We start from the raw sequence: 26,462 nt of genomic DNA on the forward strand, positions 1-26,462 counted from the left end.
TCACGCAAAAAAACATACAACCGTCAATGAAATACCCCGGCCGCAGCCGGGGCAGACAAGGGTGGAATTATTCTACTTCGACCACCTCTTGTGATGCCTCTGGTGGGGTGGCGTCGCCTTCAGAAAATTCCAGTTTGACCTGGTCTTTATCATCAAGGTCGACAATCACACGTCCGCCTGTCACCAGCTTACCGAATAAGAGTTCATCCGCCAAGGCTTTACGTATCATATCCTGTATCAAACGCGCCATAGGTCGTGCGCCCATCAAAGGATCAAAGCCCTTCTTGCCAAGGAACTTGCGCAAATTATCAGTAAATGTGGCCTCGACTTTTTTCTCGTGCAATTGCTCTTCTAGCTGCATGAGGAACTTGTCGACGACACGCAAGATGATCTCTTCGTCGAGTGCGCGGAAGCTGATTATGGCATCCAGACGGTTACGGAACTCAGGCGTAAACATGCGTTTGATATCCGCCATTTCATCGCCAGCCTCTTTGCTGTCATTGAAACCGATAGAACGTTTTTGCAAACTTTCAGCGCCCGCATTGGTCGTCATGATAATAATCACATTGCGGAAATCTGCCTTGCGACCGTTGTTATCTGTTAACGTGCCATGGTCCATCACCTGCAACAAGATATTGAATACATCCGGATGGGCTTTTTCAATTTCATCCAGCAGCAGTACTGCATGCGGTTTCTTGGTAATGGCTTCAGTCAGCAAACCGCCCTGGTCAAAACCCACATAACCTGGAGGAGCACCAATCAGGCGGCTGACGGCATGACGTTCCATGTATTCCGACATATCAAAGCGTATCAGCTCTATGCCCAGGGTAAAGGCCAGTTGCTTGGCAACCTCGGTCTTGCCAACGCCGGTAGGACCAGAGAACAGGAAAGAACCTATAGGTTTGTCCGTCTTGCCCAGGCCAGCACGCGCCATCTTGATCGATGATGCCAGGGCTTCAATCGCAGGCTCCTGACCAAACACGACATTCTTCAAGTCACGCTCTATGGTTTGCAGCTTGCTGCGGTCATCCTGATTCACCGTTTGTGGCGGAATACGGGCGATTTTCGAAATGATGTCTTCGATATCGGCCTTGCCTATGGTTTTCTTTTGCTTGGACTTGGGCAAAATACGCTGCGCAGCACCAGCCTCGTCAATGACATCAATCGCCTTGTCAGGCAAATGACGATCATTGATGAAACGCGCAGACAGCTCTGCCGCAGTTGTCAGCGCAGATGCTGAATACTTGACGTTATGATGCTCTTCAAACTTGGATTTCAAGCCGCGCAAAATTTGCACGGTTTGCTCTACCGTTGGTTCGTTGACATCAATCTTCTGGAAGCGACGTGCCAGGGCATGGTCTTTTTCAAAGACACCACGGTATTCTGTATAAGTGGTCGCACCTATGCACTTCAGCTGTCCACTGGACAAGGCTGGTTTCAAGAGGTTGGACGCATCCAGCGTACCACCTGATGCTGAACCAGCACCGATGATAGTGTGGATTTCATCTATGAACAGGATGCCATTCGGTGTGTCTTTCAACTGTTTGAGCACGCCTTTGAGACGCAACTCAAAGTCGCCGCGGTATTTGGTGCCAGCCAGCAAAGCGCCCATGTCCAGAGAGTAGACGATGGCATTTTGCAGGATGTCAGGTACATCACTCTGGGTAATGCGCCATGCCAGGCCCTCGGCGATGGCGGTTTTACCAACACCAGCCTCACCTACCAGCAAAGGATTATTTTTGCGACGACGACATAAGATCTGGATCACGCGCTCGACCTCATTATCACGGCCGATCAAGGGATCTATCTTGCCTTCGGCTGCCAGCTTGTTCAGGTTTTGCGTGAACTGGTCAAGCGGATTTTCCTTGGCCTGTGCTTCTGCCTGGTTTTCTTCCGTGCCTTCGGGGGATTTTGGCGGCTCATTGTGGCTGTCTTTACGCACACCATGCGAAATGAAATTCACCACATCTAGACGAGTCACGCCCTGCTGATGTAAATAATACACAGCATGCGAGTCTTTTTCACCAAAGATGGCGACCAGCACATTCGCGCCAGTCACTTCTTTTTTACCATTCGATGCAGACTGCACATGCATGATAGCGCGCTGTATCACCCGCTGGAAACCCAGCGTGGGTTGGGTATCAACCTCATTGGTGCCCGGCACTGTGGGGGTATTATCGGTGATGAAATTACCCAGGGTTTTGCGCAAATCCTCAATATTGACTGCGCAGGCCCTGAGGACCTCCGCAGCAGAAGGGTTATCCAGCAAGGCGAGCAAGAGGTGCTCTACCGTGATGAATTCATAACGAGCCTGCCGGGCCTCCACAAAGGCCATATGCAGACTAACTTCCAGTTCTTGCGCAATCATACTTCCTCCATCACACATTGCAGGGGGTGTCCTGCCTTACGGGCGTGCGTCAAAACGAGTTCCACTTTGGTCAGCGCAATATCCTTGGAATAGACACCACATATCCCTTTGCCATCCCTATGTACTTTGAGCATGATCTGCATTGCAGTCTCACGATCCTTATTAAAATATTCCTGAACGATCGCCACCACAAACTCCATAGGAGTGTAGTCGTCGTTGAGTAAAATAACCTGATACATGGAGGGCGGTTTTAACTTCTGCGCCTGACGTTCCAGTATCGTACCGTTTTCTTGCTTGTTTCCCATACGTATATTCTAGTACGTTGATTCATTTCAGAGACAAATAATAAGCGAATAAAAACGGCTTAATTTTCTCTCTGGTCAATGTTACGCCCTTTCTGCATTGTTCGCAGATGGTGATTAATTCCTTTAGATCAAGTTTCAATGACAAAACAATTTCTTCATCTTCAGAATAGGAGGATTTTCTTGTCATTAAGTAAAAATACAACAGTACTGCAAAACTACTTCATTTGTAACCAGAAGTTTCTTGACTTTAGCTTTTTTTCCGCCAAGAATGATATTTATTGACAAATAAAGTAGTAAATCGTCAATATGAAGTGAGCAGGTCAAGGGGGAGGTAGCATAGTGCTAGGTTTCTTGCTTTTACGGCTCGTGTGATTAGTTTTTATTTGAAAGATGCATTATGGCAACAGGTACCGTCAAGTGGTTCAATGATTCCAAAGGTTTCGGCTTTATCACTCCGGATGACGGTGGTGAGGATTTGTTCGCCCACTTTTCCGCAATCCAGATGAACGGCTTCAAGACCCTGAAAGAAGGTCAAAAAGTTTCGTTCGAAGTCACGCAAGGCCCTAAAGGCAAGCAAGCTTCCAACATCCAAAACCCTTAATCCTTGATTCTTCACTGATTTTGGTTTTTTAAAAAACCCCGCAATTGCGGGGTTTTTTTTCATTAACTTCACAGATTAAATATTACTATCCAATTTTAAATTGTGCATGAGCTGTCTTCAAGGCTACAGTAGATACCTTTACAAAGCGCGAATCCCATTTTCTGAATGAAGCTCAGGCATAAAATCATCTTGTTGGCAGTTGCACCACTATTACTGGCATTTTCAGGTATCGCGATGGCAGTGTTTTATCAAGCCACTTTTTTGGCCAAACAACAAAGAAGCACGGTAGAGCAAGCCTACCTTTCCAGCAAAGAAGCCGAACTCAAACATTATGTCACCCTAGGTACCGCGGCGATTGCGCATTTGTACAATAGCAAGCAGCAAAGTCCCGCCACTCAAGAGGAGGCCAAAAAGATATTGGCCGCCCTGGATTTTGGCGATGATGGTTATTTTTACATCTATGATTTGCAAGGTAAAAACCTCATGCATCCACGCCAGACTGACTTGGTCGGCAAGGATTTATGGAGCATGACTGATCCTCAGGGCAATTTCACTGTCCGCGATCTGATCAACAAAGCCAAGTCTGGCGGTGGTGCCATACGCTATATGTGGATGAAGCCATCCACACAAAAGCTCATGCCCAAGCTGGGTTATGTCGTCATGCTGGAACAATGGGGATGGATGCTGGGTACAGGCATTTATCTCGACGACGTCGACGAAGCCTTGAACAAAATTGACATTCAAGTGGCAAAAAACATACAGCGCACAATGTCGTGGATTGCTGGCATTGCCATTATCAGCGCCCTGTTGATCGCGCTCTCTGGTCTGGCCCTGAATATCACAGAATCACGCCTGGCCGAAGCCAAGCTGAAAGTGCTGGCACAAAGTGTCGTCAGCTCACAAGAGGATGAGCGTGCGCGCCTGTCACGTGACTTGCACGATGGACTGAGCCAGTTACTGGTGTCGGTCAAGCTGCAGATAGAATCTGGCCAGGTCAAGCTGACTCAGGGCATGGCCGGCCCCGAGGCAGCGAAAAGCTCATTTTCCCGTGCCACCGATCAGCTTAACGAAGCCCTCAGCGAAGTCAGGCGTATCTCGCACAATCTGCGCCCCGCCCTGCTCGATGACCTGGGCCTGGTGGCAGCCTTTGAACATCTGGCAGATGAATTTGAGCATGACAGCGGCTTGCCCGTCAGCTTCCATGCTGCCGGCGACTTCCATGCACTTGATGAAATCAGCAATACCGTGCTGTTCAGGGTCGCCCAGGAGGCGCTGACGAATATACACAAGCATGCCCAGCAAGTCAGCCAAGTCAATTTGCAATTACTCAATGATGCAGAAGGCATCAAACTCGTCATCGCCGATGATGGCCGAGGCTTTGACATCAAAGGCGTGGCGAACCATCCACACCGAGGCATAGGCTTGAGCAATATGCGTGAGCGCCTGGCTGCGATCAATGGCCGTTTGGAATTACAATCAGGTACTGACGGCACGACCGTGACCGCCAGCTTATCAAATGGAGAAAATTAATGACCGAGAATTTAACGGTCCAGGCAGCACCACAAATTCAATTACTACTGATTGACGATCACCCGCTGGTCAGGGATGGGCTCAGGGCGCGCCTGGAGACCATCGCCAGCATCACCATCGCTGGCGAAGCAGGTACGGCAGAGGATGCGCTGGCCATCGCTGCCAGCAAGCCTATTAACCTGATCCTGATGGATATCAATCTCGGCACCGGTAATGGCATCAGCCTGACAGCGCGCTTCAAGGCGGAATATCCGCATATCGCTGTCATCATGTTATCCATGCATGAAAAGACTGAATATGTAAATCAATCCATGCAGGCAGGTGCCCGCGCCTATGTACTCAAGGATGCGCCCGCAGTCGAAATCATCGAAGCCATCGATACGGTTATCGCTGGTGGAACGTATTTCAGCACAGGCTTGAAGAAGCAATCTGCAAACAGTGACAGTGACAGTGGCCAGATGCTGACCCAAAGAGAAAAATCCATCCTGACTTGCATCGCCACGGGAAAATCCAACAAGCATATCGCCAGAGATCTTGGCCTTAGTGTCAGGACTGTCGAAACCCACAGGCTCAATATCAAGCGCAAACTGAATATTGAAGGTCAGGCAGATTTAATACGCTATGCCTTGAGCAATGTGATTGCATAAGCAAACCGAACCAGGCAAGCTGGCATTGCAGGCACAGCAAATGAAAAAGCCGACCAGCAGGTCGGCTTTTTCGTCATCGGCAAGTGATTGCCAAATCAGTCTTACATGTTTTCTATCATGACATCGCCGAAACCGGAGCAAGACACTTGAGTCGCACCTTCCATCAGACGGGCGAAGTCATAAGTGACTTTCTTGGCAGTGATGGCTTTTTCTGTCGCGCTGATCAACAAATCAGCCGCTTCCAGCCAACCCATGTGACGCAACATCATTTCTGCGGACAAGATCAGGGAGCCTGGGTTCACATAATCTTTACCTGCATACTTAGGTGCTGTACCGTGAGTTGCCTCAAACATGGCGATAGAGTCAGACAGGTTAGCACCTGGAGCAATACCGATACCACCAACCTGAGCTGCCAGCGCGTCAGAGATATAGTCGCCATTCAGGTTCAGTGTAGCAATAACGCTGTATTCTGCCGGACGCAACAGGATTTGCTGCAGGAATGCATCAGCGATGGAATCCTTGACAGTGATTTCTTTACCTGTCTTAGGATTCTTGAATTTGCACCATGGGCCGCCGTCGATCAGTTCAGCGCCGAATTCTTTTTGTGCCAATGCATATGCCCAATCACGGAAGCCACCTTCGGTGTACTTCATGATGTTGCCTTTGTGGACAATAGTCACAGATGGCTTGTCATTGTCGATTGCGTACTGGATGGCTTTACGCACCAGACGCTCTGTACCTTCGCGGGATACTGGCTTGACGCCGATACCAGAAGTTTCTGGGAAGCGGATTTTCTTGACGCCCATTTCTTCTGTCAGGAACTTGATCAGTTTCTTAACTTGATCAGAGCCTTCAGCGAATTCGATACCAGCATAGATATCTTCAGAGTTTTCACGGAAGATGACCATGTCAGTTTTTTCTGGCTCACGCACTGGGGATGGCACGCCTTTGAAATAACGCACTGGGCGCAGGCAGACATACAGATCCAGCTCTTGACGCAGGGCCACGTTCAGGGAACGGATGCCGCCGCCTACTGGTGTAGTCAATGGGCCTTTGATGGAAACAACGTAGTCTTTCAGGACTTTCAGTGTTTCTTCTGGCAGCCAGACGTCAGGACCGTAGACTTTAGTGGATTTTTCACCAGCATAGATTTCCATCCAGCTGATTTTGCGCTTGCCTGCATAGGCTTTCGCTACGGCCGCATCAACGACCTTGATCATGACCGGGCTGATATCAACACCCGTACCATCGCCTTCGATAAAAGGGATGATAGGATTGTCAGGAACATTCAATGAAAAATCAGCATTGACGGTAATTTGTTTACCTTCAGCAGGTACTTGAATATGTTGATACATCGTTTTCTCCGTAGTTGGGCGATCAAGCGGGTGGCGCTTTTCTCATCATTTGTCTTATGTGTTTATATTTTGTAGAGCAATCACTCTTCTATAAGACACAAGACCATCATTTCGTATTATGCACTACTATTTTACCGTATGCCATCAGTTTGTCAGCTTTGCTGTCGATGTAGCGACCGTGGCTTTTCCATACTGAAACATTTGAAAATATAAAATATCATCAGCTTGAGAAACCAGGCTTTTGCTTATTGCCACATAAAAGATATAAAAGCCCATTTTATTGCAATGCTAGAACCAGTCTCATTCCGGTTTGTCCCGGTGCATTTTACGGTTACCATATTGCCATGAAACTGATTTTACTCAACAAACCATTTAATGTGATGTGCCAGTTTTCGGCACACTCCAGCCGCCCCACCCTGGCTGATTATGTCAACATCCCGCATATCTATCCGGCAGGCAGGCTTGATGCCGATAGTGAGGGATTGATATTACTGACTGATGACGGCCAGCTACAGAACCGCATCAGCCATCCAGATCATAAACAACCCAAGACTTATCTGGTGCAAGTCGAGGGCACACCTGACAGCCCAGCCCTGGAAAAACTGCGCCACCCCCTGGACCTTGGGGATTTTACAACCCAGCCATGCATAGTCAAACATATACATCCACCAGAATGGTTATGGCCGCGCACCCCGCCTGTGCGTGAAAGGGCAAGCATACCGACCAGCTGGCTATGCCTGACTTTATCAGAAGGGAAAAATCGCCAGGTCAGACGCATGACTGCGACAGTGGGCTTGCCTACCCTGCGCCTGGTGCGTATCAGCATAGGTGGCTTTTCACTGGAAACCCACCCTTTACTACCCGGTGAATGGCAGGAAGTTAAAATTTAAACAATGTTTGCACAGAAATACAGAAAAAAATCCATAAACGTTATAAATTAATTAGAATTCCTGTCAACGCCCCGTTCACTGGCTGCGTTATTTACCTTGATTCAATTGAATCACTCTTAACCAATACTTTATGAAGGACACCAAAATGAAAAAATTGATCGCCGCTCTGGTCGTAGGTCTGTTTGCTTCTACTGCTTTCGCCCAAGCATCTGCTCCTTCAGCAAAAGCATCAGCCCCAGCTGCTTCGGCTGCTGCAGCTGCATCTACAGATGCTTCCAAGCCAGCTAAAAAAGCGAAGAAAGCTAAAAAAGCTAAGGCAGCATCCGCATCCGCTTCTGCATCCATGTAATTTCTGTCGTTTTTCAGTACAGAAGCAAGGCAGGCTTACCCCTGCCTTTTTTTGCGCCTGAAATTAAGCACTGACCGCCCAAAGAAATTCAAATGACACAAAGGCCGACGCAAAAAGTAATTGTGAAATACAAAAGCAAAAGCCGCAATAAATTGCGGCTTTTTTTCACTTCAGGCAATCAGCAAATTAATGCCGACCTTACAGCTTTAAAAACAGACTTAAAAGATTAAGCCAATGCTTTCAAAGCGGATGCCAGACGGCTCTTATGGCGAGCTGCCTTGTTTTTGTGAATGATTTTCTTGTCAGCGATACGGTCGATAACCGATACGGAGCTTTGGAAAATTGTTGCTGCAGCAGCTTTGTCACCAGCTTCGATTGCTTTACGAACAGCTTTGATCGCTGTGCGCAGCGTGGAGCGCTGGCTGGAGTTGTGTGCATTCAGTTTAACTGCTTGACGAGCACGTTTGCGTGCTTGTGCGGTATTTGCCATGAGATTTCCTAAACGTGGTCAAAGCGACGAGCTCAAAACATTTGATTTAAATGCCACGCCGCAAAATTCTATACAGCTTTGAAGTATAACTGGATTTTTTTTTGATAGCAAGCTTTCCTGTCGATTCTTGCAACAGGCAGCAATCTTTCTGCTTTTTTTAGTGAGATTTGCGCAACTGTCACGCTCAAAATCTGCGCGACTGTATCTATGCGCATGCTGTGATGGATGCAAAACTAAGCAAACTGATAGATTTTACTATCTATGTACTTTTTCTGCCTAATACCACCGCCAAAAGGATGAACATGCATTGCAAAGCTATTACTTTAAAGGGAAAACACGTTACCCTGGAGCCTCTGGAACAGCATCATCTGGCCGATATCCAGGCCGCCGCCGCCGATGGCGAATTATGGAAACTGTTTTTCACCTCGGTCCCTACCCCTGACAATACCCAGAACTGGCTCAACATCGCTCTGGAAATGCAACAACAGCAAAAAGCTGTCCCTTTCATCGTGCGGGAAAATGCAACTGGCCAAATAGTCGGCGCCACCAGATACTGTAATATGGATATCAATAACAAACGCCTGGAAATAGGCTACACCTGGTATGCACAGCGTGTGCAGCGCAGCCCGGTGAATACCGAATGCAAGCTGCTGTTACTGGGCCATGCCTTTGAGGAATTTGGCTGTATCGCTGTCGAGTTCCGCACTGACTGGTTCAATCGCCGCTCGCAGGCAGCGATTGAACGCCTGGGGGCCAAACGTGACGCCGTCTTGCGCAATCATATGATTTTGCCTGATGGGCGCATCCGTGATACGGTGATATATAGCATCCTGAGCTCTGAATGGGCGGGTGTTAAAAAGAATTTGCAATACATGCAAAACAAATACGAAATGTAAAATGTAGTAAGTAGTGAGACTAGTGAACTATGGAGAATGACAAGTGCTGATCGATTTTTTCTTTACCCTGAAAGACGCCAAGATCCCGGTATCCATCAAGGAATTCCTGATGCTGCTGGAAGCAATGGAAAAAGGCTTGATCAGCATGTCGCTCGACGATTTCTATTTCCTTGCACGTACCATCATGGTCAAGGATGAAGCGCATTACGACAAATTCGACAAAGCCTTCGGCCTTTACTTCAAGGGCATAGACACGATATTTGAAAAGCACCCTGACATCCCGCTGGATTGGCTCATGAAGCGCATGGAGCGCGAATTGACCGACGAGCAAAAAGCCGCCATAGAGAAATTTGGCTATGACAAGCTGATGGACAGGTTGCAGGAATTATTCAAAGAACAAAAAGAACGCCACGAAGGTGGCAGCAAATGGATAGGTACAGGTGGCACCTCCCCCTTTGGTAATGGCGGCACCAACCCGGAAGGCATACGCATAGGTGGCAAAGGAGGCGGCCGCAGCGCCGTGAAGGTGTGGGAGGCACGTGCTTTCCGTGACTATGATGCTGAACGCGAACTCGGCACCCGCAATATCAAGGTCGCCCTGCGCCGCCTGCGCAAATTCGCCCGCCAGGGTGCAGAAGAAGAACTGGCACTGGATGCGACCATCAAGGCCACCGCCAACAATGCCGGTTACCTCGACATCAAGATGCAGCCTGAGCGCAAGAATAATATCAAAGTACTCATGCTGCTGGACGTAGGCGGCACTATGGACGATCATATCGCCCAGACTGAAGAGTTATTTTCTGCTGCCAAGACCGAGTTCAAGAACATGGAATTCTTTTATTTCCACAATTGCGTCTATGATTACCTGTGGAAAAACAACCGCCGCCGTCATGCAGAAAAATTCCCGACCTGGGATGTCTTGCGCAAGTATACGCCGGACACCAAGGTCATCTTCGTCGGTGACGCCACCATGAGTCCCTACGAAATCCTGCAGGCTGGCGGCTCTGTCGAATACAACAATGAAGAAGCTGGGGCGACCTGGTTGCAGCGCTTTACCTCAGCCTTCCCGAAATACATCTGGCTGAACCCTGAACCTGAAGGCTTGTGGCAATACCGGCAGTCTATCTCTGTCATCAAGCAGATTATGAGCAATCGTATGTTTCCGGTGACGATAGAGGGGCTGGAGCGGGGAATGCGCCTGCTAAGCAAATGAGGCAGGCAAAAAAATAGCTTCGCCAGATGGCACTGGCAAAGCTTATCTTATTGCATCAGAAAACCGGGGCTCCAGACCATGACGGGTAAGGACCCCGCCCTCACCGCAACTGCAAAAACTTCTGTATGGTCGACAAAACCTGCTTCCTTGACAGAGGTTTGGTCAAAAAGCCTTCACACCCTGCCTGTTGCGCATTGGCTAATTTATAATTAAAACTCTTGTCTACCAGAAAGATTACTGTCGTCCTACGGTCAGTATTTTGTTTTTTTAACTCAGCGCACAAGCGATAAGGATCAATATCCGGGGTTGAAGAATTAATCATCGTCATGGCATGACGATTATTTTTATCCAGCATCAGAGCACTACGTTCATCGCAGGCCAAAGTCACAGTGATGCCATATTTATCCATGATCATGGCGACATATTCGCGAAAACGCATATCCTTGTCGACAATCATGATGCCGCCGCGTGGTACGCTTGGACGGCGCATTTTTTGATACTCGCTGGGGTCGGTAAGGTCCATATCCAGACGCTCGCGAAGACGGCGCTCAGGCACTGCCACTTCGCCGAAAGCGCTTAAAGTAGTCAGCAAGAGCTGGCGACGGTCTATCAATTCATCCAGGACATCGAACAGCTTGCGCCAGCGTATGGGGCGTGGCATGGATTGATAATGTAAATTGACATCGGTCTTACCAATGAGCAATACTGGCTGCGCTCCGCCCAGATTGAGGTCGGACAGGGTGGCCAGGGCTTTTAAATCTTCTGCGTTGACAATATGAATGTCAGGATCTTGTAAACTACCGGTCTTTAAAACCAGATAGCGATAACCCTTCTCGCGGAGAACGGCAAGAACGGTTGAGAAGGTTTCTTCCTCTTTTGGAGAAAATCCAAGCAGTCGGATCGCGATCGTTGGAGTTTTTGTTGGCATCGTTTTTCCATCTTACACATTGCAGCTTCGATCATTGCAGCTACAATAGCTGCAAAAACGCTGCAAGAATACAGCTTAATTCTGCCAGCCTCGCAAAAAAATTGCAAAACATCATCAAAAAATTAACCAAAACAACAGATTTTCATTCGCATGGCCACTAAAAAAAATACTTCTCCGTCAGACTATAGCGAATCATCCATCCGAGTACTCAAAGGCCTGGAGCCGGTCAAACAAAGACCGGGGATGTATACCCGCACCGAAAACCCCCTGCATATCATACAAGAGGTCATCGACAATGCCTCGGATGAAGCGCTGGGTGGACATTGTAAAAATATCCTGGTGACCATCAATGCTGATACCAGTATCAGTGTAGAAGATGATGGCCGTGGTATTCCAGTCGGTTTGCACCCTGAAGAAGGTGTGCCTACAGTGGAAATCGTCTTCACCCGCCTGCACGCAGGGGGTAAGTTCGACAAGGGTTCTGGCGGTGCCTACGCCTTTTCCGGCGGCTTGCATGGCGTCGGTGTATCGGTCACCAATGCCTTGTCCAAGCGTCTGGAAATCACAGTCTGGCGCGAAGCCGGCCTGCACAACCTGACTTTTGCCAACGGCGACGTCATAGAACCGTTGCGTAGCCAAGCGCTGGCGCGCGGAGACAAAAAGAGTGGTACGCGTGTCACTATCTGGCCGGATGCCAAGTATTTTGACAGCGCCAATATCCCGCAAGGTGAATTGCAACGCCTGTTACGCTCCAAGGCAGTCTTGCTGCCGGGCGTCAAGGTCACGCTGCTGAATGCGAAAACCGGTGAAAGCCAGACCTGGCAATATGACCAGGGCTTGCGCGGTTATTTGACCGAAGCACTGGCGCAGTCTTCCCATGGTGAGCCACTGATCCCCTTGTTTGAAGGCGAGCAATTTGCCAATTCCGACAGTGACGGCTTTGCCGAAGGTGAAGGTGCATCCTGGGTAGTGGCCTGGACTGAGGAAGGCAATGTCGTGCGCGAATCCTATGTCAACCTCATCCCTACGCCCGCTGGTGGTACACATGAATCCGGCTTGCGCGAAGGCCTGTTTGGTGCGGTGAAAAGCTTTGCCGAGATGCATTCCCTGCTGCCCAAGGGCGTCAAGCTCTTGCCAGAAGACGTATTTGCCCGCGTATCCTTTGTCTTGTCAGCCAAGGTACTGGACCCGCAATTCCAGGGGCAGATCAAGGAAAGGCTGAATTCACGCGATGCCGTGCGCCTGGTGTCATCCTTCACCAAGCCGCCACTGGAGCTGTGGCTGAATTCCCACGTGGAATACGGCAAAAAACTGGCCGAGCTGGTCATCAAGCAAGCACAATCGCGCCTGCGCTCTGCCCAGAAAGTGGAAAAGAAAAAATCTTCAGGCGTGGCCGTCTTGCCAGGCAAGCTGACCGATTGCGAATCGAATGACATTACCCGCAATGAAATCTTCCTGGTGGAGGGTGATTCTGCCGGTGGCTCTGCCAAGATGGGCCGCGACAAGGAGTTCCAGGCAATTTTGCCATTGCGCGGCAAGGTGCTGAACTCTTGGGAATCTGAGCGCGACCGCCTGTTCGCCAATAACGAGATCCATGATATCGCCGTTGCCATAGGTGTCGATCCACATGGTGTGAATGAGATCGTTGATTTCACCAATCTGCGCTACGGCAAAATTTGCATACTCTCTGATGCGGACGTTGATGGCTCGCACATTCAGGTCTTGTTGCTGACGCTGTTCTTCCGCCATTTCCCGCAACTGATTGCTCGTGGTCACATTTGTGTGGCGCGTCCACCGCTGTTCCGCGTCGATGCACCTGCACGCGGCAAGAAACCGGCACAGAAAATCTACGCACTGGATCAAGGCGAACTTATCGCTATCGAAGACAAATTGCGCAAGGACGGTGTCAAGGATGGCGCCTGGGCAATTTCCCGCTTCAAGGGTTTGGGTGAAATGAATGCCAGCCAGTTATGGGAAACCACCATGAACCCTGATACGCGCCGCCTGCTGCCAGTTTCTCTGGGTGAGTTTGATCAGATCTTTTCTGAAGGCCGTTTCAATATGCTGATGGGCAAAGGCGAAGCCGCAGCCCGCCGTGCCTGGATAGAAGAGCATGGGAATGCTGTTGAAGCTGATATATAAAATATCTGACCTTACAGACCACAAAAGAATACAAAAAATACGAATAGAACCATGAGCGAACAAGCGAATTTATTTGATCAAACTCCACCGCCACCAGGCGATGGTGAAACCCTGACCCTGGCGACCTTTGCGGAACGCGCCTATCTTGACTACGCCATTTCGGTCGTCAAAGGTCGAGCCCTGCCCGATGTCTGTGACGGTCAAAAACCAGTCCAGCGCCGCATCCTGTATGCGATGAATGAGCTGGGACTGAACTCTGCTGCCAAACCGCGCAAATCTGCCGCTGTGGTTGGTGATGTACTGGGTAAGCTGCATCCGCATGGCGACCAGTCTGTCTATGATGCCTTGGTACGGATGGCGCAGGATTTCTCGCTGCGCTATCCGCTGATTGATGGTCAGGGTAACTTCGGCTCACGCGACGGCGACGGCGCAGCGGCGATGCGATATACAGAAGCGCGCCTGACACCCATCGCCAAGTTACTCATGGATGAAATCGACCAGGGTACAGTCGATTTCCAGCCTAACTATGACGGTACTACCGAAGAACCAAAATTACTGCCTAGCCGCCTGCCCTTCGTCTTGCTGAATGGCGCATCCGGTATTGCCGTCGGTCTGGCGACAGAAATCCCTTCGCACAACCTGACTGAAGTCGCCAAAGCTGCAGTAGCCCTGATACGCAACCCGGCCATGAAGCATGCTGAGTTGATGGAATACATCCCCGGCCCGGACTTCCCGGGTGGCGGGCAAATCATTACGCCAGCATCCACCATCGCCGATATGTATGCGACAGGCCGTGGCAGTATGAAGGTGCGGGCACGCTGGAAAATAGAAGAAATGGCGCGAGGTCAGTGGCAAGCCGTGGTCACAGAATTACCACCTGGTACTTCCTCACAAAAAGTGCTGGAAGAAATCGACGAGCTGACCAATCCCAAGATCAAGCTGGGCAAGAAGACGCTGTCGCCAGAGCAGGCTGCATTGAAACAGGTCATCCTGTCGGTGCTTGATACCGTGCGTGATGAATCCGGCAAAGATGCCCCTGTGCGCCTGGTACTCGAACCTAAATCCAAAAATCAGGACCAGGCCGAGTTCATGCAAATGCTGCTGGCCCATACTTCTTTGGAGACTTCAGCATCGATCAACCTGGTGATGATAGGTGGTGATGGCCGTCCGCGCCAGAAAGGTTTGCTCGATATTCTCAGTGAATGGATAACCTTCCGCTTTACCACCGTTACACGCCGTACCCAGTTCCGCCTCAAGAAAGTAGATGACCGCATCCATATCCTTGAAGGTCGTGAAGCGGTACTGTTGAATATCGACGAAGTCATACGCATCATCCGTGAATCTGATGATCCAAAACCCGCGCTGATTGCGGCCTTCAAGCTGTCAGATGTGCAGGCTGAAGATATCCTGGAAATCCGCTTGCGTCAGTTGGCGCGTCTGGAAGCGATCAAAATCCAGCAACAACTGGATGAATTGCGCAAAGAAAAAGCAGGCCTGCATGACTTGCTGGAAAATCCTTCTTCAATGAAGCGCATGCTCATCAAGGAAATCGAAGCCGATGCCAAACAATTTGGCGATGCCCGCCGCACTGTCATAGAAGAAGCAGCTAAAGCCTCGGTAGAACAAAAAGTCATCGATGAACCAGTCACCGTGGTCATCTCGGAAAAAGGCTGGGTACGCGCACGTACTGGTCACGGTCATGAGAATGGCCAGTTCACCTTCAAGGCTGGCGACAGCCTGTACGGCACCTTTGAATGCCGCACGGTAGATCAATTGCTGGTATTTGGTTCGAATGGCCGCGTATATTCCGTCGCCGTTTCTGCACTGCCCGGTGCCCGTGGTGATGGCGTACCTATCACCACCCTGATAGATCTGGCAGCAGGCAGCAAGATTCTGCATTACTTTGCTGGCAGTGCCGACATCAGCCTGCTGCTGTCATCGACTGCTGGTTATGGCTTTACGGCCAAAGTCGGCGACATGGTAGGCCGCATGAAAGCAGGTAAAGCCTTCATGACACTGGAAGAAGCTGACCAGCCATTGCCACCTGCTGTAGTGACTGACGACGCCAGCGCAATTGCCTGCTTGTCAGAAAAAGGTCGCTTGCTGGTCTTTGGTCTGGCAGAAATCAAGCAACTCTCCAGCGGTGGCCGTGGCGTGATCTTGATGGAACTGGAAGACAAGGAAAGCCTCTTGTCAGCCCAGGCCATCAGCCAGCGTGGAGTGCGCGTGCTAGGCATAGGCCGTGGCGGCAAACCTCAGGAAGTGAATCTCAGTGCAACTGGTTTGGGTATCCATATCGGTAAGCGTGCGCGTAAGGGCAAGGCACTGGAAGCCAAGATCAAGGCTAGTGGCTTGCAGAAAATTACGGCAAAAGAGTAATGGCTGTTTGCGTTTGATCAGTAGTGTTTGCTGATTGTGACATTGAAAATCGTCCATGAAATAAGTGTCATGGACGATTTTCTTTTTCAAAGCTGTCGATAAAAGCGGGCATACCACTGTATGCACTGACAATACTTGACTAGAGCGGTAATATTTCTTTTCGTGACCTTTTCGAAAATCTTGTCTTCCACTCGATTACATAGTCCTTTGCTTGCTTGATATCTTTTGCTGTCATGGCTAAATCAGCTATTTGTAAATAACTGTCAGCAGTTTTGCAAACCTTGCAATCTTTTATCGAGTTTGACTTTGCAATCAAAAGCCACTTATAGGCTTTGACTGAGTTAGCAGATTTTTTAAAGAAAGACTCTGCCCCAAGGTTTCCACTCCTGTCATACCTGTCAAGATAAAACTTAAAAAGCAGAAATTGTGTTTCGACGTCACCTTGATCAGCGGCCTGTTCAAACCTCTTTTCCGCTTCTATATCATCTTGCGGGACGCCATCGCCATCCATGTAAGCAAGACCATGCTGCGCGTTGACGCTACCCATATCGGCTGCAATCCGGTACAGCCTCATTGCTTCAGCTTGATTTTTTATCGTTCCCTCACCACGACGGCTGGCACTCGCCAAACGCGTCCACGCTTCCGCCATTCCATGATCGGCCGCTTTTCTATACCAGCTTAAGGCCAAAGCACTGTCTTTCTCTACACCCAGACCTTCCTGGTATAAGTGAGCAATGTTGAATTCACCCATAGGAGAGCCCGCATTGGCAGCCGTCTGATACCATTTCAAGGCTTCAGCATAATTTTGTTTTACACCAAAACCTTGCTCATATAAATAACCCAGATTGGCCATCGATTCCAGGTGCCCTTGTCTGGCGGCCTTGCTGGTCCAGGTAAATGCTTCATCGCCATTCCTGGCAATATCTTCACCTGTCATGTAAATGAAGCCCAGACGTGCCTGAGCAGCGACTACGCCTTGCTCTGCCGCTTTCCGGTACCACTTCAATGCCTTGCTGGCGTCCTTGGAATGTGGCTGATTTCCTATCTCCTGGTCATACAGCATTGCTAAATTATTCTGTGCGACAGGGTCGCCATGATTCGCAGCCTTTTCATACCAATACAGCGCCTGGGCATCACTCTTCGTGACAGCAAATCCATTGGCGTACATAAATCCCATGGATGTCTCGGCCTTTGCCGAGCCACGTTGAGCCGCAGGACGAAACCATCTCAATGCCTCATCATAGTTTTGAGCAGCACCCTTGCCTGTTGCATACATCAGACCCATTTGGTATTGAGCATCTGCGTCGCCCTTGAAGGCTTTCTCACGTATGCTCTGAATCTTCGCCTCATCAAGTACTACACTGCCTCCGGGCTTCGCATCTTTTTCACTTGCGGTCGACATGCCTGCTGCGCTGTACATCAAGAATGCCAGGCAAATTGCACGCAATAAACTACTTCCTGAAATGCGGCATTCGATCATTTTGACATCAATGTTTTCTTTACTCATCTCTTCTCTCAATTTTGCATATGTCGTATGGATTGCGGTATCCACAAAAAAATCATGTGCCAAATTATAAAGATTTTTGAGACTCAAGTTGATGCCACTTTTGATTTTCGCAATTCCTATACGCACAGGGTCTCTATCGGAAAAAAATCTCGCCTAACTGATCGAGATCCTTGCGCAAGAGAATTGGAGTGCACCACAAGGGTCAACCTGGCTACGCATCTGAGATAAATGAACCTGCACAGAATGCGATGAACGCCGTTAGATTCCTGCTTAAAATACAGAGGAATGACACCACTAAGACTGTTGCATTTGACATGAAAGGCGTCTTTAAAAGATGCCCTACTTCCTTAACTTCAACACCCATCTCGGCAACAGATTCAATGTCGCAATTAGCCACTTCATCTGCCAGGGAAACACGACCCTGTCGCGCCGCGCAGTAATCGCATCCACAATCAGAGCCACCGCCTGCTGCTCAGACATGATAAAAGGCTTGTGACTGGCATCGCCCTCATTCAAGGCGCGCAACTTTGCGGTATCAATATAACCAGGCACGATAGCTGTCACGGCAATGGCAAAAGGTTTGAGTGCAATGCGGTAGGTATCGCACAAACTCAATACACTGCGCTTGGTCGCGCTATAGACAGATGCGCCGGGATAGTCATGCAGCAACCCCGCAACCGATGAAATAGCCACGAGTTGGCCTGACTTTTGTGCGAGCATTTTTTCAGCTGCCAGTTCAAAAGCATGACTCAGGCCGCTGACATTGGTGCGCAACATATGCAAAGTCGCTGCCTCATCCAGCAAATGGCTGCGGGTATTGAAATAGATACCTGCAGTGACGATCAGCATGTCAAGTCTTTGCGCAGCAAAATCATCGATGGCTTGAGACAAGCTGGCGCGATCTGCGATATCAAGCTGGTAACTGACTGCACCGTGAAAATCCTCAGGCAGGCGTTGCAGGTCGCGGCCACAGACTGCTACCCTGTCGCCGCGCTGCAAATAGTGGCGGGCCAGGGCCAGGCCTATGCCACTGGTGCCGCCTATCACCATGATATTCATGCTCAGGCCATGCCCCGGCTATATTTATCACTGCTGCGTATCATGGTTTCGTCATACGCTGCCTTGCGGGTAAAGGCTTCCATGCCACGTGCATAGCCATATCGCCATTGTGCCTCCATATAGGCGACATAGGTGGCATGATTTTTTGGCATTTGCAAAGTGATGCGGTTACGCAGCCAATCCAGTTTCTTTTGCACGGCTTCTTTGTCCAGCACTGTCGCCACGTCTGAAGTATCGATACGCACATCGACGGGCTGACCATTCACATAGCGTAAACGAGCATTTCCATCCAGGCCCAGGACTGTGCGCCAGGCAGGGATGGAAAAAGCCTGATCGAAGCTTTGCTTGAATTCCATCATGACTTCATCAGCCAGGCGTCTGGCCACTTCTATGGGGAACAAGTCCAGCACGCCGCCAAAATAATGTCCGTTGGCATGGGCGTGGCAACGGAAGTAGAACATGTCCGTAATGGAAATGCGTGCCGCCAGGCTGGTTGGCGTTTGCACATCACATAATAAGTCTTCAGAGATGGCATGCTCGCCCCAACGCGCATCTGCCAGCGGTGAAGCCATGCCATCCAGCAAAGCTGCGGCTCGTGGCTCGCAAAAAACGGTTTCGGCAAATAATTTGCGCTGACCACGTGGCTGCCCGACTTGGTTTTCATCAAACAGCAGTTTGCCACCTATGATGGCGGTAGCGACTGATTGCTCGCTGGCCGCTAGCTTGGGCAAAGGCAATTCTGGCGGGATTTCAAACAGGTATTCATTGAAGAGGTCTGGTATGGTCGCAGCAGAGTCGCGTGAAAAACCACGCTTGGCCGCCAGGGCCAGGGTGCGGACTATGCCAGCCCTGGGAGAGGATTGCAAGCCGCTCCAGTAATGGTACATGTCTTCCGAATTGAGCCATGCCTTGCGCTGAGCATCATCAGGAAAACCAGAAATAATACTGGCTGCGATGGCACCGCCACAGCTGGCCAGCAGTAGATCCGGCGCACGACCAGCCTCACAGGCTGCTGCGTACATACCCAGATAAATACCAAAACGAAAACCACCACCTGCAAATACCATGCAGCGTTTATATTTTTTAACTTGATTCATCCTGCTAAAATATCACACTGTTAAGACCATACGCATCTTAAATGCCGTCCACTCCTGCAACTGTGCAACACCGCTTGCGTCATTTGTTGCTGAATTCCTTGACGTTTGCCCTGTGTTATCTGACCGCTAATGCGCTGGCACAGCATTTGGGCGTCAGTCGTCACGCTGTCTTGCCATTTGAGGCTGGTATCCCATTTTTACAATGGATGATCTTGCCCTACCTGAGTTCTGGTCTATTTTTTTGCCTGGCCTTCTTCATGGTCAGCAGCCAGGATCAATTGCGCTTGCTCAGCCAGCGCCTGCTGTTAGCAACGATCATAGCGGCCTTCATCTTTGTGCTCTACCCCTTGCAATTCAGTTGGCCCCGACCTGCCATTTCATCTGCATGGTGCGCCTATCTATATGATTATCTGGCCTTGATGGATAAACCGTATAATCAATTACCATCCCTGCATGTTGCTTACTGCGTATTATTTTGGACCGCCTTGCGCAGACATGTGCGATCTACCCCCCTGCGCATAGCCCTGGCAGCCTGGTTATTACTGACCGCCATCTCTACCCTGTTCACTTACCAGCACCATCTGCTGGATGTGCTAGCCGGTCTCTTGCTTGGCTGGCTTTGCATGCTACTGGTCACGCCGAAAAAGACTGAACCCCAGGTCGCATTCTATTACCTGATATTGGCCAGCCTGCTCCTGATTACAGGTGTCCTCGCCAGGCACAATTTGTTTGCCCTATATATTGCGTGCAGCCTGCTGCTGGTCAGTCTGGCTTACTATCGCCGCGACCGGTATTTCCTGCACAAGAAAAAGGGACAGCATCCCTGGTGGATCTGGCTTTTATATGCACCTTATCTGATTGGTTACCAGCTGACCTGGTATGCCGTGGCGTGGCGGGAGCGACGCAAGCCTGTGATTATCAAGCTGACTGAACAATTATTGGTAGGCCGCCGCCTGAGTGCTAAAGAAGCAGCACAACTGCCATCAGATTGCAGCATCATAGACCTGGCAAATGAACTCAGTGAAACCCCTGCTTTGCGTAGTCATGCCTACTGGCATTACCCTCTGCTGGACCTGACAACACCAACAAGCGTAGCAATGAACGAGATTTTGCAGCGCCTGCGCGCAGAAATCGCTGATGGCAAAACGGTATACCTGCATTGCGCCATGGGTTATAGCCGATGTATATTGCTGGCCAAACTGTATATGTCACAAGGAGTACTAAGCAAGTCATGAGCTTTTCCATTTACCAGTTGAAGCCGCGCTTCCAGCAATTGCTGCAACCTTTGCTGGCGGGTCTGGCAAAGCGACATGTCACACCGAATCAAATCACTTTGCTGGCGATGTGCTTGTCCATCATCTATGGTATTGCGCTGGCCTGTTATCCACAAAATAAAAGCTTGTGGCTGGGCTTGCCGATCTTCATGTTTGTGCGTATGGCGTTGAATGCGATAGATGGCATGCTGGCAAATTTCACCCAGCAAAAAACAGCGTTTGGTGCCATCCTGAATGAGCTTGGCGACCAGGTCTCAGATGCGGCCCTGGTCTTGCCTTTTGCCCTGGTGACAGGTATACAAATACCCTTGCTGATGGCAGTCGCCATGCTGGCACTGTTGACAGAGTTTGCTGGCGTGGCGGCCTTATTGGCAGGTTCCAAACGCCGCTTTGATGGCCCCATGGGCAAAAGCGACCGCGCTTTTGCCTTTGGTTTGCTGGCCTTGCTGGTAGCGTTTCAACTACCTGCAATCTGGCTCAATGCCGTATTGATTGTCGTCCTGCTGCTTTTATTCTGGACTTTGTTCAATCGGATAAAACGGGCATTGCCGCATCACGCTGCGCCACCGACACCGTAAATATTCCGGCTATGCCAAGTTGGGTGGCAATTTTTTTGCACCCTATGCTGGCGACCAGGGCATCCATCTCAGCCTGTGGACGTGGGCGCATTTGCCAAGCTTGTCCTCTCAGGCTATTGAGTGTCTTGGCGATCATCAACAACTGCGGGTGCCATGGCTGGCCGGTGTACACCAAATGCCCCCCAATTTTCAATTGTTGCTGTATACCACGCAGGGATGCCAGTACCAGCACATTGTCGCTGAACAGCTCATACAAGCCCGAGACGATAACAATGTCATAGGCATCTTCTTCAACCAGATAGCTGGTTGCGGCAAAGGCATCGCGGCATTGGTAGCTGATCTTGTTTTTTAGCTGTAAACGCTCTGCCAGCAACTTGGCCTGATCCAGATTGGCCTGGTCAAAATCACGCAGGCTGATTTCTATATCGCGATTTTGGAAGCGCTTGATGGTTTCCAGCACATAGCGGCCACCACCAGCTGCAATATCAAGTATGCGCACCGGCTGGTCTGCCGGGCATTGCTGTATCAGGTCAGACAGGGTCTGCTGCATCTGCGCCTTACGCTGGCGTATGCCGCGCCAGCCTATCGCATCCAGATAGCCACGGTCTATCGTGCCACCGATCAGCAAACGACCACCAGCCTGGTTACGATAGACATAATCCAATGATGCACCGGAATCAAAGCCATGTTCCAAACCTATGCGCATGCCATTGCTGAGTTTGCCCAAGTGACTGAGCATGAATTTTTGCATGCCGTAAAAGGCATTTTCCAGCGCTCCGCCCAATTTACCTTGCTGTAGTGCCTGGTACTGGCGGGCGCTCTGGCTTAAGGTATCCGCCTTGAAGTAATGCTGCAAAGGTAACGGCTCTTTGGCATAGCATTCGACAATGAAATCCTTCGCCGCCTGTATGGCTTGCTGCACCTGGTTTTCACTCTCATAAAAAATCGCATGATGGCAGTTTTCTATGAGGACATAGCGTTTCAGTGTGGAAGAGATACTCTCAAAGAACTGCTTTTGCGGTGCCTGCTTGACCACATAATCTTTGTCAGCGACCAGCATCAGCACTGGTGCATCGATCGCCTGGGCATCCTGTACCACGCGCTTGGCAGTGTCGGCCAAGTCCAGCAAAACTCTTGCAGAAATATTCTTGGTAATCAGCGGGTCCGCATCATAGGCTTTGGCCTGCTCAGCAGAATGCGTGAGCATGGAGGAACGTATATAGCTGGTGACAAACAAATCAGGTTTGAAGCAGGTGGCAAAACGTAGCGCTGGCTTGGCCAATGGTACATACAGGTTGATATCAAATGCCGCAGCCGCCATGACCACACCACGCACACGCGGCGCATAGTCATGCAGCCAGGTAGCAGCAATCACTGCTCCTACACTGTTAGCCACGATGAGCATGTTTTCTTTGGCGATGCCATAGCCTTGGTGTAGATGATTGATGAAACTGTCAAAATCGCGCACCATGGTTTGAAAATCTGGCGCATCACCACGCTCGCCAGGCGAATTGCCATGGCCACGCGCATCCCAGGCAAATGTCCAGTCATTGGTAAAACCAAATTGTTCCACCAGTGGGCCTATACGACCAGAATGCTCATGCCCGCGGTGTAAAAATATAAGGGCTTTTTGCTCTTGCCTGGCTGGAATAGCTAGCGGTTGCCAGATGCGGTAAAACAAACGCGTGCTGTCATGGCTGTCAAAGCCAGATTCACTGCACAGCCATTTTGTTTGCAATTCTGTTGTCATGCATAGTCCTTTTTTAAATATTCATTTTTCAGAACAGGAGACCCAGATACAGCAAGGGGGCGGTCAAGACCAGGCTATCCACCCTGTCCAGTATGCCACCATGGCCGGGTATCAATTCAGAAAAATCTTTAATCTTCAGATAGCGTTTGGCTGCCGAAAAAATCAGGTCACCAGCAAAGCCGCCAAGCGACAACAAGATCCCCATTAACAGCAAATAGCTAGTGCTGGCCAAGTGTAAATACATGCCTAGGCCGGTCGATACCAACATGGAAATCAGCACGCCACCCATCAAACCCTGTACAGTTTTATTTGGACTGATGGTCGGAGCTATGGTTTGTTTACCAAAAATTTTGCCACTGACAAACTGGGCGATGTCATTCAAGGCAGTGACGACAAACAGGTAAAAAAACCAGGCCATCCTGACTTCGTTAGAAAACGGCAGCGTCAACAACTCCAGCATGAAGCTCAAGCCATAGCAAAGCAGCAAGAACAACATCAAGAGTAACTGATTACGTCGCCGCCAGATGAAGAACTGCAAGGCTTGCATGCACAATAAGGCTGGCAAAATCAGGCTGGAATCGAAGCTGTCTGCATATTGCAAGGCAACTTGCAGCAACACGAGTAACAGACAAGGCAAGAGAAAGCGCCAGCGTGGCCCGGTATAGTGCAGGGATAATTCTCGCACTGCCAGCAGTACAATGAGCAACGCCATCAATAAGGGGCCAACTGGATACAAAAACAGGCTCAGGCTGACAACAGGAAAAAGAAACCACCAGGCATTGACCTGTTTGCGTAACTGACTCTCGGGCGAGCTATGCCTGCCCACGCTAACACTTGCGAAAGCCAGAAGCAGGTAGAGCATCAACATGGCACCCAGAGTAGGGTTGCCGAGAAGAAATTTTGGAAACACTAATCAACCTGAACAACGATGAAGATGTTTCAGTGTACACCGAACTTGCTTTTTGAATATGTAAGCATTGGAAACAAGCAGGGTCTATCCTGCGTCTGAAACATAACAGGCCAAGTTGATTGGCCTGTTATGCCGTAGCAGAAGATCAAGCCAGACTAATGCGATTCCTGCCTTCCTGCTTGGACACATACATGGCGGCATCAGCAATATCAAATAATTCGTCTGCATCCAGGGTAGACTCAAGATCAGCCACACCGCCCGAGAAACTTACAGAGAAGTGCCCTCCTTCGCAATGCTGCTGTATTTTGGCAAATGCCTGCCGGACTTGATCAAGTACCCGGCGGGCAGTAGTCGCATTGGTATCCGGGAAGATCACAGCAAATTCCTCACCGCCATAACGGCCTACGATATCGCTACGTCGCAGACGCTGGCGCAAGAGTCTGGCCAAAGTGCGCAAAACCTGGTCTCCCGCAGGATGGCCATAGGTATCATTGATATATTTAAAATTATCCAGATCTATCATGGCCAATGCCAGCGGTGAACCAGTGCGGCCAGCCTGCGATATCTCTGACGATAATTGTTCCTTGATGGCAGTGTGATTGAACAAACCAGTCAAACCATCGCGCATGATGAGGGCACGCAAAGAACGATAACGCTCAGCCCTGGAAGCAATGGATGATTTCAGGTATTCCGGCGCCACTGGCTTGGTAATGAAATCGTCAGCCCCGGCCCTGACAGCATCGAGTTGCTTGCTTAGATCAGCTTCGCTGGACAAAAATACGATAGGCACGTCGACATAGGAATTGTCTTGCCTGATCAGGCGTGACAACTCGACACCGCTGCACACTGGCATATAAATATCCATGAGCAGTAATTCAGGGCGAAAGTCCGTCATGACTGTCAATATTTGCGTAGGATCATTAAGCAGGTAGACATTCATGCCTGCATCACGCAAAATCGCTCCATAAAACTTCGCCGTAACCGCATCGTCATCAATAATGAGGACGCGATAACCCTTGTTCTCGTCGAGTTGCAACAGGGATTCTATACGCTCAGTCAAGGCGACGACATCAACAGGCTTGGTAAAATAACCATCGCCGCTGGCACGTACTGCCAATAATCGCGAATCAAAACTGCTGGAGCGCGAAACAAATACAGTAGGAATGCGAAAGCGCTCTATCTGTTTGATACGGGCTATCTCTTCTGCGCCAGCAACCTTGCCTTCCGGGAAACTCAATTCTATGACAATCACATGAGGCCGTCGGGTAGCTACTGCCTTGGCCAGCGCGCCCAGGTGATTGATGCGCACTATTTCATAACCGAAATGCTCAAGTTGCACCGTGATTTCCTGATTTTGCGCTTCATCTTCGTCAACCAGATAAATCAGATGCGGGTCGCTACTATCACGCTCTTCTTCCTGCACGCTTTCGGCAACACCATTGACTGGTACATTGTCGTGCTGCAAAGCATATTCAAAATAGCGATTGACCTCATCGGCATAAGCTTTCAATTCCTCGGCTTGCCAGGTTTTGCCCTCAAGGTGAGGTTTCAGGGTGGATTCAAATACCCGGGCCTGGGCTCCTATTTCTGCAAAGCCAAAGGTGCCGGCAGAACCTGCCATAGTATGCAGGTGCCGGTGCAGGACGACCATGGACTCTTTGTCATCTGGTTGTTCTACGACCTTTTGCAAGGTTTGCGTAATCTCATCAAATTTGGAAGGCAATTTTTGTAAAAAAATAGCCTCGAGAGCACGCAATTTTTCTTGCAGGCTATCATTTTTGTCAGACATTTAGGCTTTCTCCTGCCATAAGCCCCGCACCTGAATTGATAGTTCCATAGGATCAAACGGTTTTGCAATCACGCCTATGGCGCCCAGCGATTTATAAAATTCCATTTCCGATGACTGCACTTTGGCAGTCATGAAAATAACAGGTGTAGTCTTTGTGATAGGCAATTTGCGTAATTCAGCCAGGGTGGTCGGGCCATCCATGTTAGGCATCATGACATCCAGAAGCAAGAGGTCAGGAACAAAACCTGCACTGACTTCAGCAATAGCCTGTGCCCCCGAACTACAGGTTTTTAAACTAAAGCCACCTACTACTTCCAAAGCAATCTGTGCCACGGTTTGTATATCAGCATCATCTTCGACATACAAAATGCTGGCGAGCGTTGCAGAAGTCATTGCTACTCCTTA

At 49.7% G+C, this 26,462-nt stretch carries 23 protein-coding genes; 10 read left to right on the top strand and 13 right to left on the bottom strand.

What is annotated here, in order from left to right; all coding sequences use genetic code 11:
- Positions 1-67 precede the first annotated feature (67 nt).
- The gene (gene clpA / locus ACO0LC_RS11715) at positions 68-2,368 is read right to left on the bottom strand and encodes an ATP-dependent Clp protease ATP-binding subunit ClpA (protein WP_423003172.1); all 2,301 of its coding nucleotides are present in this window, start codon (positions 2,366-2,368) and stop codon (positions 68-70) included.
- Positions 2,365-2,673: an ATP-dependent Clp protease adapter ClpS gene (gene clpS, locus ACO0LC_RS11720; RefSeq protein WP_110257372.1), complete on the bottom strand. Its 309-nt coding sequence runs from the start codon at positions 2,671-2,673 to the stop codon at positions 2,365-2,367. The genes clpA and clpS overlap by 4 nt, the downstream gene beginning before the upstream one ends.
- Before the next feature lie 397 nt (positions 2,674-3,070).
- Here clpS and ACO0LC_RS11725 point away from each other — a divergent pair, with 397 nt between their 5' ends.
- The 3 genes from ACO0LC_RS11725 to ACO0LC_RS11735 all read left to right on the top strand — a co-directional run bounded on the left by ACO0LC_RS11725 (position 3,071) and on the right by ACO0LC_RS11735 (position 5,451).
- Positions 3,071-3,274 carry a cold-shock protein gene (locus ACO0LC_RS11725; RefSeq protein ID WP_110257373.1) on the top strand — a complete coding sequence of 68 codons (204 nt, stop codon included), beginning with the start codon at positions 3,071-3,073 and terminating at the stop codon, positions 3,272-3,274.
- Positions 3,275-3,439: 165 nt separating this feature from the next.
- A complete protein-coding gene (locus ACO0LC_RS11730) occupies positions 3,440-4,804 on the top strand; it encodes a cache domain-containing protein (protein ID WP_423003174.1) in 1,365 nt (454 codons plus the stop codon).
- Positions 4,804-5,451 (top strand): response regulator transcription factor, encoded by a 648-nt coding sequence (locus ACO0LC_RS11735; RefSeq protein WP_423003176.1) that lies wholly within the window; start codon positions 4,804-4,806, stop codon positions 5,449-5,451. Before ACO0LC_RS11730 ends, ACO0LC_RS11735 begins: the two co-directional genes overlap by 1 nt.
- A gap of 101 nt (positions 5,452-5,552) precedes the next feature.
- Here the strand turns inward: ACO0LC_RS11735 and icd are convergent, their stop codons facing one another.
- On the bottom strand, positions 5,553-6,806 hold the full coding sequence (gene icd, locus ACO0LC_RS11740; RefSeq protein ID WP_110257378.1) for an NADP-dependent isocitrate dehydrogenase: 1,254 nt from the start codon (positions 6,804-6,806) through the stop codon (positions 5,553-5,555).
- Positions 6,807-7,150: 344 nt separating this feature from the next.
- On the opposite strand from icd, the gene ACO0LC_RS11745 reads away from it, so the two are divergent.
- Positions 7,151-7,696, top strand: a complete 546-nt coding sequence (locus tag ACO0LC_RS11745) for a pseudouridine synthase (protein ID WP_423003178.1) — start codon at positions 7,151-7,153, stop codon at positions 7,694-7,696.
- A gap of 87 nt (positions 7,697-7,783) precedes the next feature.
- On the opposite strand, the gene ACO0LC_RS11750 is transcribed toward ACO0LC_RS11745, so the two are convergent.
- Positions 7,784-8,041 carry a hypothetical protein gene (locus ACO0LC_RS11750; RefSeq protein WP_423003180.1) on the bottom strand — a complete coding sequence of 86 codons (258 nt, stop codon included), beginning with the start codon at positions 8,039-8,041 and terminating at the stop codon, positions 7,784-7,786.
- A 230-nt stretch (positions 8,042-8,271) separates the two neighbouring features.
- Entirely contained in the window at positions 8,272-8,535 is a 264-nt protein-coding gene (gene rpsT / locus ACO0LC_RS11755) for a 30S ribosomal protein S20 (RefSeq protein ID WP_162040741.1), read from the bottom strand.
- A 296-nt stretch (positions 8,536-8,831) separates the two neighbouring features.
- Between rpsT and ACO0LC_RS11760 the strand changes: the two genes are divergently transcribed.
- Positions 8,832-9,431, top strand: coding sequence for a GNAT family N-acetyltransferase (locus tag ACO0LC_RS11760; RefSeq protein ID WP_423003606.1), 600 nt, complete (start codon positions 8,832-8,834; stop codon positions 9,429-9,431).
- A gap of 43 nt (positions 9,432-9,474) precedes the next feature.
- Complete coding sequence (locus ACO0LC_RS11765; protein WP_423003182.1) at positions 9,475-10,644, top strand: vWA domain-containing protein; 1,170 nt, start codon at positions 9,475-9,477, stop codon at positions 10,642-10,644.
- Between the two features lie 100 nt (positions 10,645-10,744).
- On the opposite strand, the gene ACO0LC_RS11770 is transcribed toward ACO0LC_RS11765, so the two are convergent.
- Positions 10,745-11,572 carry a response regulator gene (locus ACO0LC_RS11770; protein ID WP_423003184.1) on the bottom strand — a complete coding sequence of 276 codons (828 nt, stop codon included), beginning with the start codon at positions 11,570-11,572 and terminating at the stop codon, positions 10,745-10,747.
- Between the two features lie 150 nt (positions 11,573-11,722).
- Here ACO0LC_RS11770 and ACO0LC_RS11775 point away from each other — a divergent pair, with 150 nt between their 5' ends.
- A complete protein-coding gene (locus ACO0LC_RS11775) occupies positions 11,723-13,714 on the top strand; it encodes a DNA topoisomerase IV subunit B (RefSeq protein ID WP_423003186.1) in 1,992 nt (663 codons plus the stop codon).
- Positions 13,715-13,765: 51 nt separating this feature from the next.
- A complete protein-coding gene (gene parC, locus ACO0LC_RS11780) occupies positions 13,766-16,093 on the top strand; it encodes a DNA topoisomerase IV subunit A (protein ID WP_423003188.1) in 2,328 nt (775 codons plus the stop codon).
- A gap of 139 nt (positions 16,094-16,232) precedes the next feature.
- Here the strand turns inward: parC and ACO0LC_RS11785 are convergent, their stop codons facing one another.
- The 3 genes from ACO0LC_RS11785 to ACO0LC_RS11795 all read right to left on the bottom strand — a co-directional run bounded on the left by ACO0LC_RS11785 (position 16,233) and on the right by ACO0LC_RS11795 (position 19,756).
- Positions 16,233-17,687 (bottom strand): tetratricopeptide repeat protein, encoded by a 1,455-nt coding sequence (locus ACO0LC_RS11785; RefSeq protein WP_423003190.1) that lies wholly within the window; start codon positions 17,685-17,687, stop codon positions 16,233-16,235.
- A gap of 252 nt (positions 17,688-17,939) precedes the next feature.
- Complete coding sequence (locus tag ACO0LC_RS11790; RefSeq protein ID WP_423003192.1) at positions 17,940-18,659, bottom strand: SDR family NAD(P)-dependent oxidoreductase; 720 nt, start codon at positions 18,657-18,659, stop codon at positions 17,940-17,942.
- 2 nt (positions 18,660-18,661) lie between these two features.
- The gene (locus ACO0LC_RS11795; protein ID WP_423003194.1) at positions 18,662-19,756 is read right to left on the bottom strand and encodes a hypothetical protein; all 1,095 of its coding nucleotides are present in this window, start codon (positions 19,754-19,756) and stop codon (positions 18,662-18,664) included.
- Positions 19,757-19,797: 41 nt separating this feature from the next.
- On the opposite strand from ACO0LC_RS11795, the gene ACO0LC_RS11800 reads away from it, so the two are divergent.
- Together ACO0LC_RS11800 and ACO0LC_RS11805 are read left to right on the top strand one after the other, a co-directional pair.
- Entirely contained in the window at positions 19,798-20,991 is a 1,194-nt protein-coding gene (locus tag ACO0LC_RS11800; RefSeq protein ID WP_423003196.1) for a phosphatase PAP2 family protein, read from the top strand.
- Entirely contained in the window at positions 20,988-21,608 is a 621-nt protein-coding gene (locus ACO0LC_RS11805) for a CDP-alcohol phosphatidyltransferase family protein (RefSeq protein ID WP_423003198.1), read from the top strand. The genes ACO0LC_RS11800 and ACO0LC_RS11805 overlap by 4 nt, the downstream gene beginning before the upstream one ends.
- On the opposite strand, the gene ACO0LC_RS11810 is transcribed toward ACO0LC_RS11805, so the two are convergent.
- From ACO0LC_RS11810 to ACO0LC_RS11825, 4 genes are all read right to left on the bottom strand, one after another.
- Positions 21,556-23,358: a bifunctional alpha/beta hydrolase/class I SAM-dependent methyltransferase gene (locus tag ACO0LC_RS11810; protein WP_423003200.1), complete on the bottom strand. Its 1,803-nt coding sequence runs from the start codon at positions 23,356-23,358 to the stop codon at positions 21,556-21,558. The genes ACO0LC_RS11805 and ACO0LC_RS11810 overlap by 53 nt on opposite strands.
- Positions 23,359-23,386: 28 nt before the next feature.
- Positions 23,387-24,268 carry a phosphatidate cytidylyltransferase gene (locus tag ACO0LC_RS11815; protein ID WP_423003202.1) on the bottom strand — a complete coding sequence of 294 codons (882 nt, stop codon included), beginning with the start codon at positions 24,266-24,268 and terminating at the stop codon, positions 23,387-23,389.
- A gap of 145 nt (positions 24,269-24,413) precedes the next feature.
- Positions 24,414-26,057: a diguanylate cyclase gene (locus tag ACO0LC_RS11820; RefSeq protein WP_423003204.1), complete on the bottom strand. Its 1,644-nt coding sequence runs from the start codon at positions 26,055-26,057 to the stop codon at positions 24,414-24,416.
- Positions 26,058-26,450 carry a response regulator gene (locus tag ACO0LC_RS11825; protein WP_423003206.1) on the bottom strand — a complete coding sequence of 131 codons (393 nt, stop codon included), beginning with the start codon at positions 26,448-26,450 and terminating at the stop codon, positions 26,058-26,060.
- Positions 26,451-26,462 lie beyond the last annotated feature (12 nt).

This window comes from Undibacterium sp. JH2W, from assembly GCF_049340425.1.
Classification (GTDB): domain Bacteria; phylum Pseudomonadota; class Gammaproteobacteria; order Burkholderiales; family Burkholderiaceae_D; genus Undibacterium.

Coding starts and splice junctions, on each gene's coding strand:
- clpA (WP_423003172.1), bottom strand. CDS start 2,368: ATGATTGCGCAAGAACTGGAAGTTAGTCTGCATATGGCCTTTGTGGAG.
- clpS (WP_110257372.1), bottom strand. CDS start 2,673: ATGGGAAACAAGCAAGAAAACGGTACGATACTGGAACGTCAGGCGCAG.
- ACO0LC_RS11725 (WP_110257373.1), top strand. CDS start 3,071: ATGGCAACAGGTACCGTCAAGTGGTTCAATGATTCCAAAGGTTTCGGC.
- ACO0LC_RS11730 (WP_423003174.1), top strand. CDS start 3,440: ATGAAGCTCAGGCATAAAATCATCTTGTTGGCAGTTGCACCACTATTA.
- ACO0LC_RS11735 (WP_423003176.1), top strand. CDS start 4,804: ATGACCGAGAATTTAACGGTCCAGGCAGCACCACAAATTCAATTACTA.
- icd (WP_110257378.1), bottom strand. CDS start 6,806: ATGTATCAACATATTCAAGTACCTGCTGAAGGTAAACAAATTACCGTC.
- ACO0LC_RS11745 (WP_423003178.1), top strand. CDS start 7,151: ATGAAACTGATTTTACTCAACAAACCATTTAATGTGATGTGCCAGTTT.
- ACO0LC_RS11750 (WP_423003180.1), bottom strand. CDS start 8,041: ATGGATGCAGAAGCGGATGCGGATGCTGCCTTAGCTTTTTTAGCTTTC.
- rpsT (WP_162040741.1), bottom strand. CDS start 8,535: ATGGCAAATACCGCACAAGCACGCAAACGTGCTCGTCAAGCAGTTAAA.
- ACO0LC_RS11760 (WP_423003606.1), top strand. CDS start 8,832: ATGAACATGCATTGCAAAGCTATTACTTTAAAGGGAAAACACGTTACC.
- ACO0LC_RS11770 (WP_423003184.1), bottom strand. CDS start 11,572: ATGCCAACAAAAACTCCAACGATCGCGATCCGACTGCTTGGATTTTCT.
- ACO0LC_RS11775 (WP_423003186.1), top strand. CDS start 11,723: ATGGCCACTAAAAAAAATACTTCTCCGTCAGACTATAGCGAATCATCC.
- parC (WP_423003188.1), top strand. CDS start 13,766: ATGAGCGAACAAGCGAATTTATTTGATCAAACTCCACCGCCACCAGGC.
- ACO0LC_RS11790 (WP_423003192.1), bottom strand. CDS start 18,659: ATGAATATCATGGTGATAGGCGGCACCAGTGGCATAGGCCTGGCCCTG.
- ACO0LC_RS11795 (WP_423003194.1), bottom strand. CDS start 19,756: ATGAATCAAGTTAAAAAATATAAACGCTGCATGGTATTTGCAGGTGGT.
- ACO0LC_RS11800 (WP_423003196.1), top strand. CDS start 19,798: ATGCCGTCCACTCCTGCAACTGTGCAACACCGCTTGCGTCATTTGTTG.
- ACO0LC_RS11805 (WP_423003198.1), top strand. CDS start 20,988: ATGAGCTTTTCCATTTACCAGTTGAAGCCGCGCTTCCAGCAATTGCTG.
- ACO0LC_RS11810 (WP_423003200.1), bottom strand. CDS start 23,358: ATGACAACAGAATTGCAAACAAAATGGCTGTGCAGTGAATCTGGCTTT.
- ACO0LC_RS11820 (WP_423003204.1), bottom strand. CDS start 26,057: ATGTCTGACAAAAATGATAGCCTGCAAGAAAAATTGCGTGCTCTCGAG.
- ACO0LC_RS11825 (WP_423003206.1), bottom strand. CDS start 26,450: ATGACTTCTGCAACGCTCGCCAGCATTTTGTATGTCGAAGATGATGCT.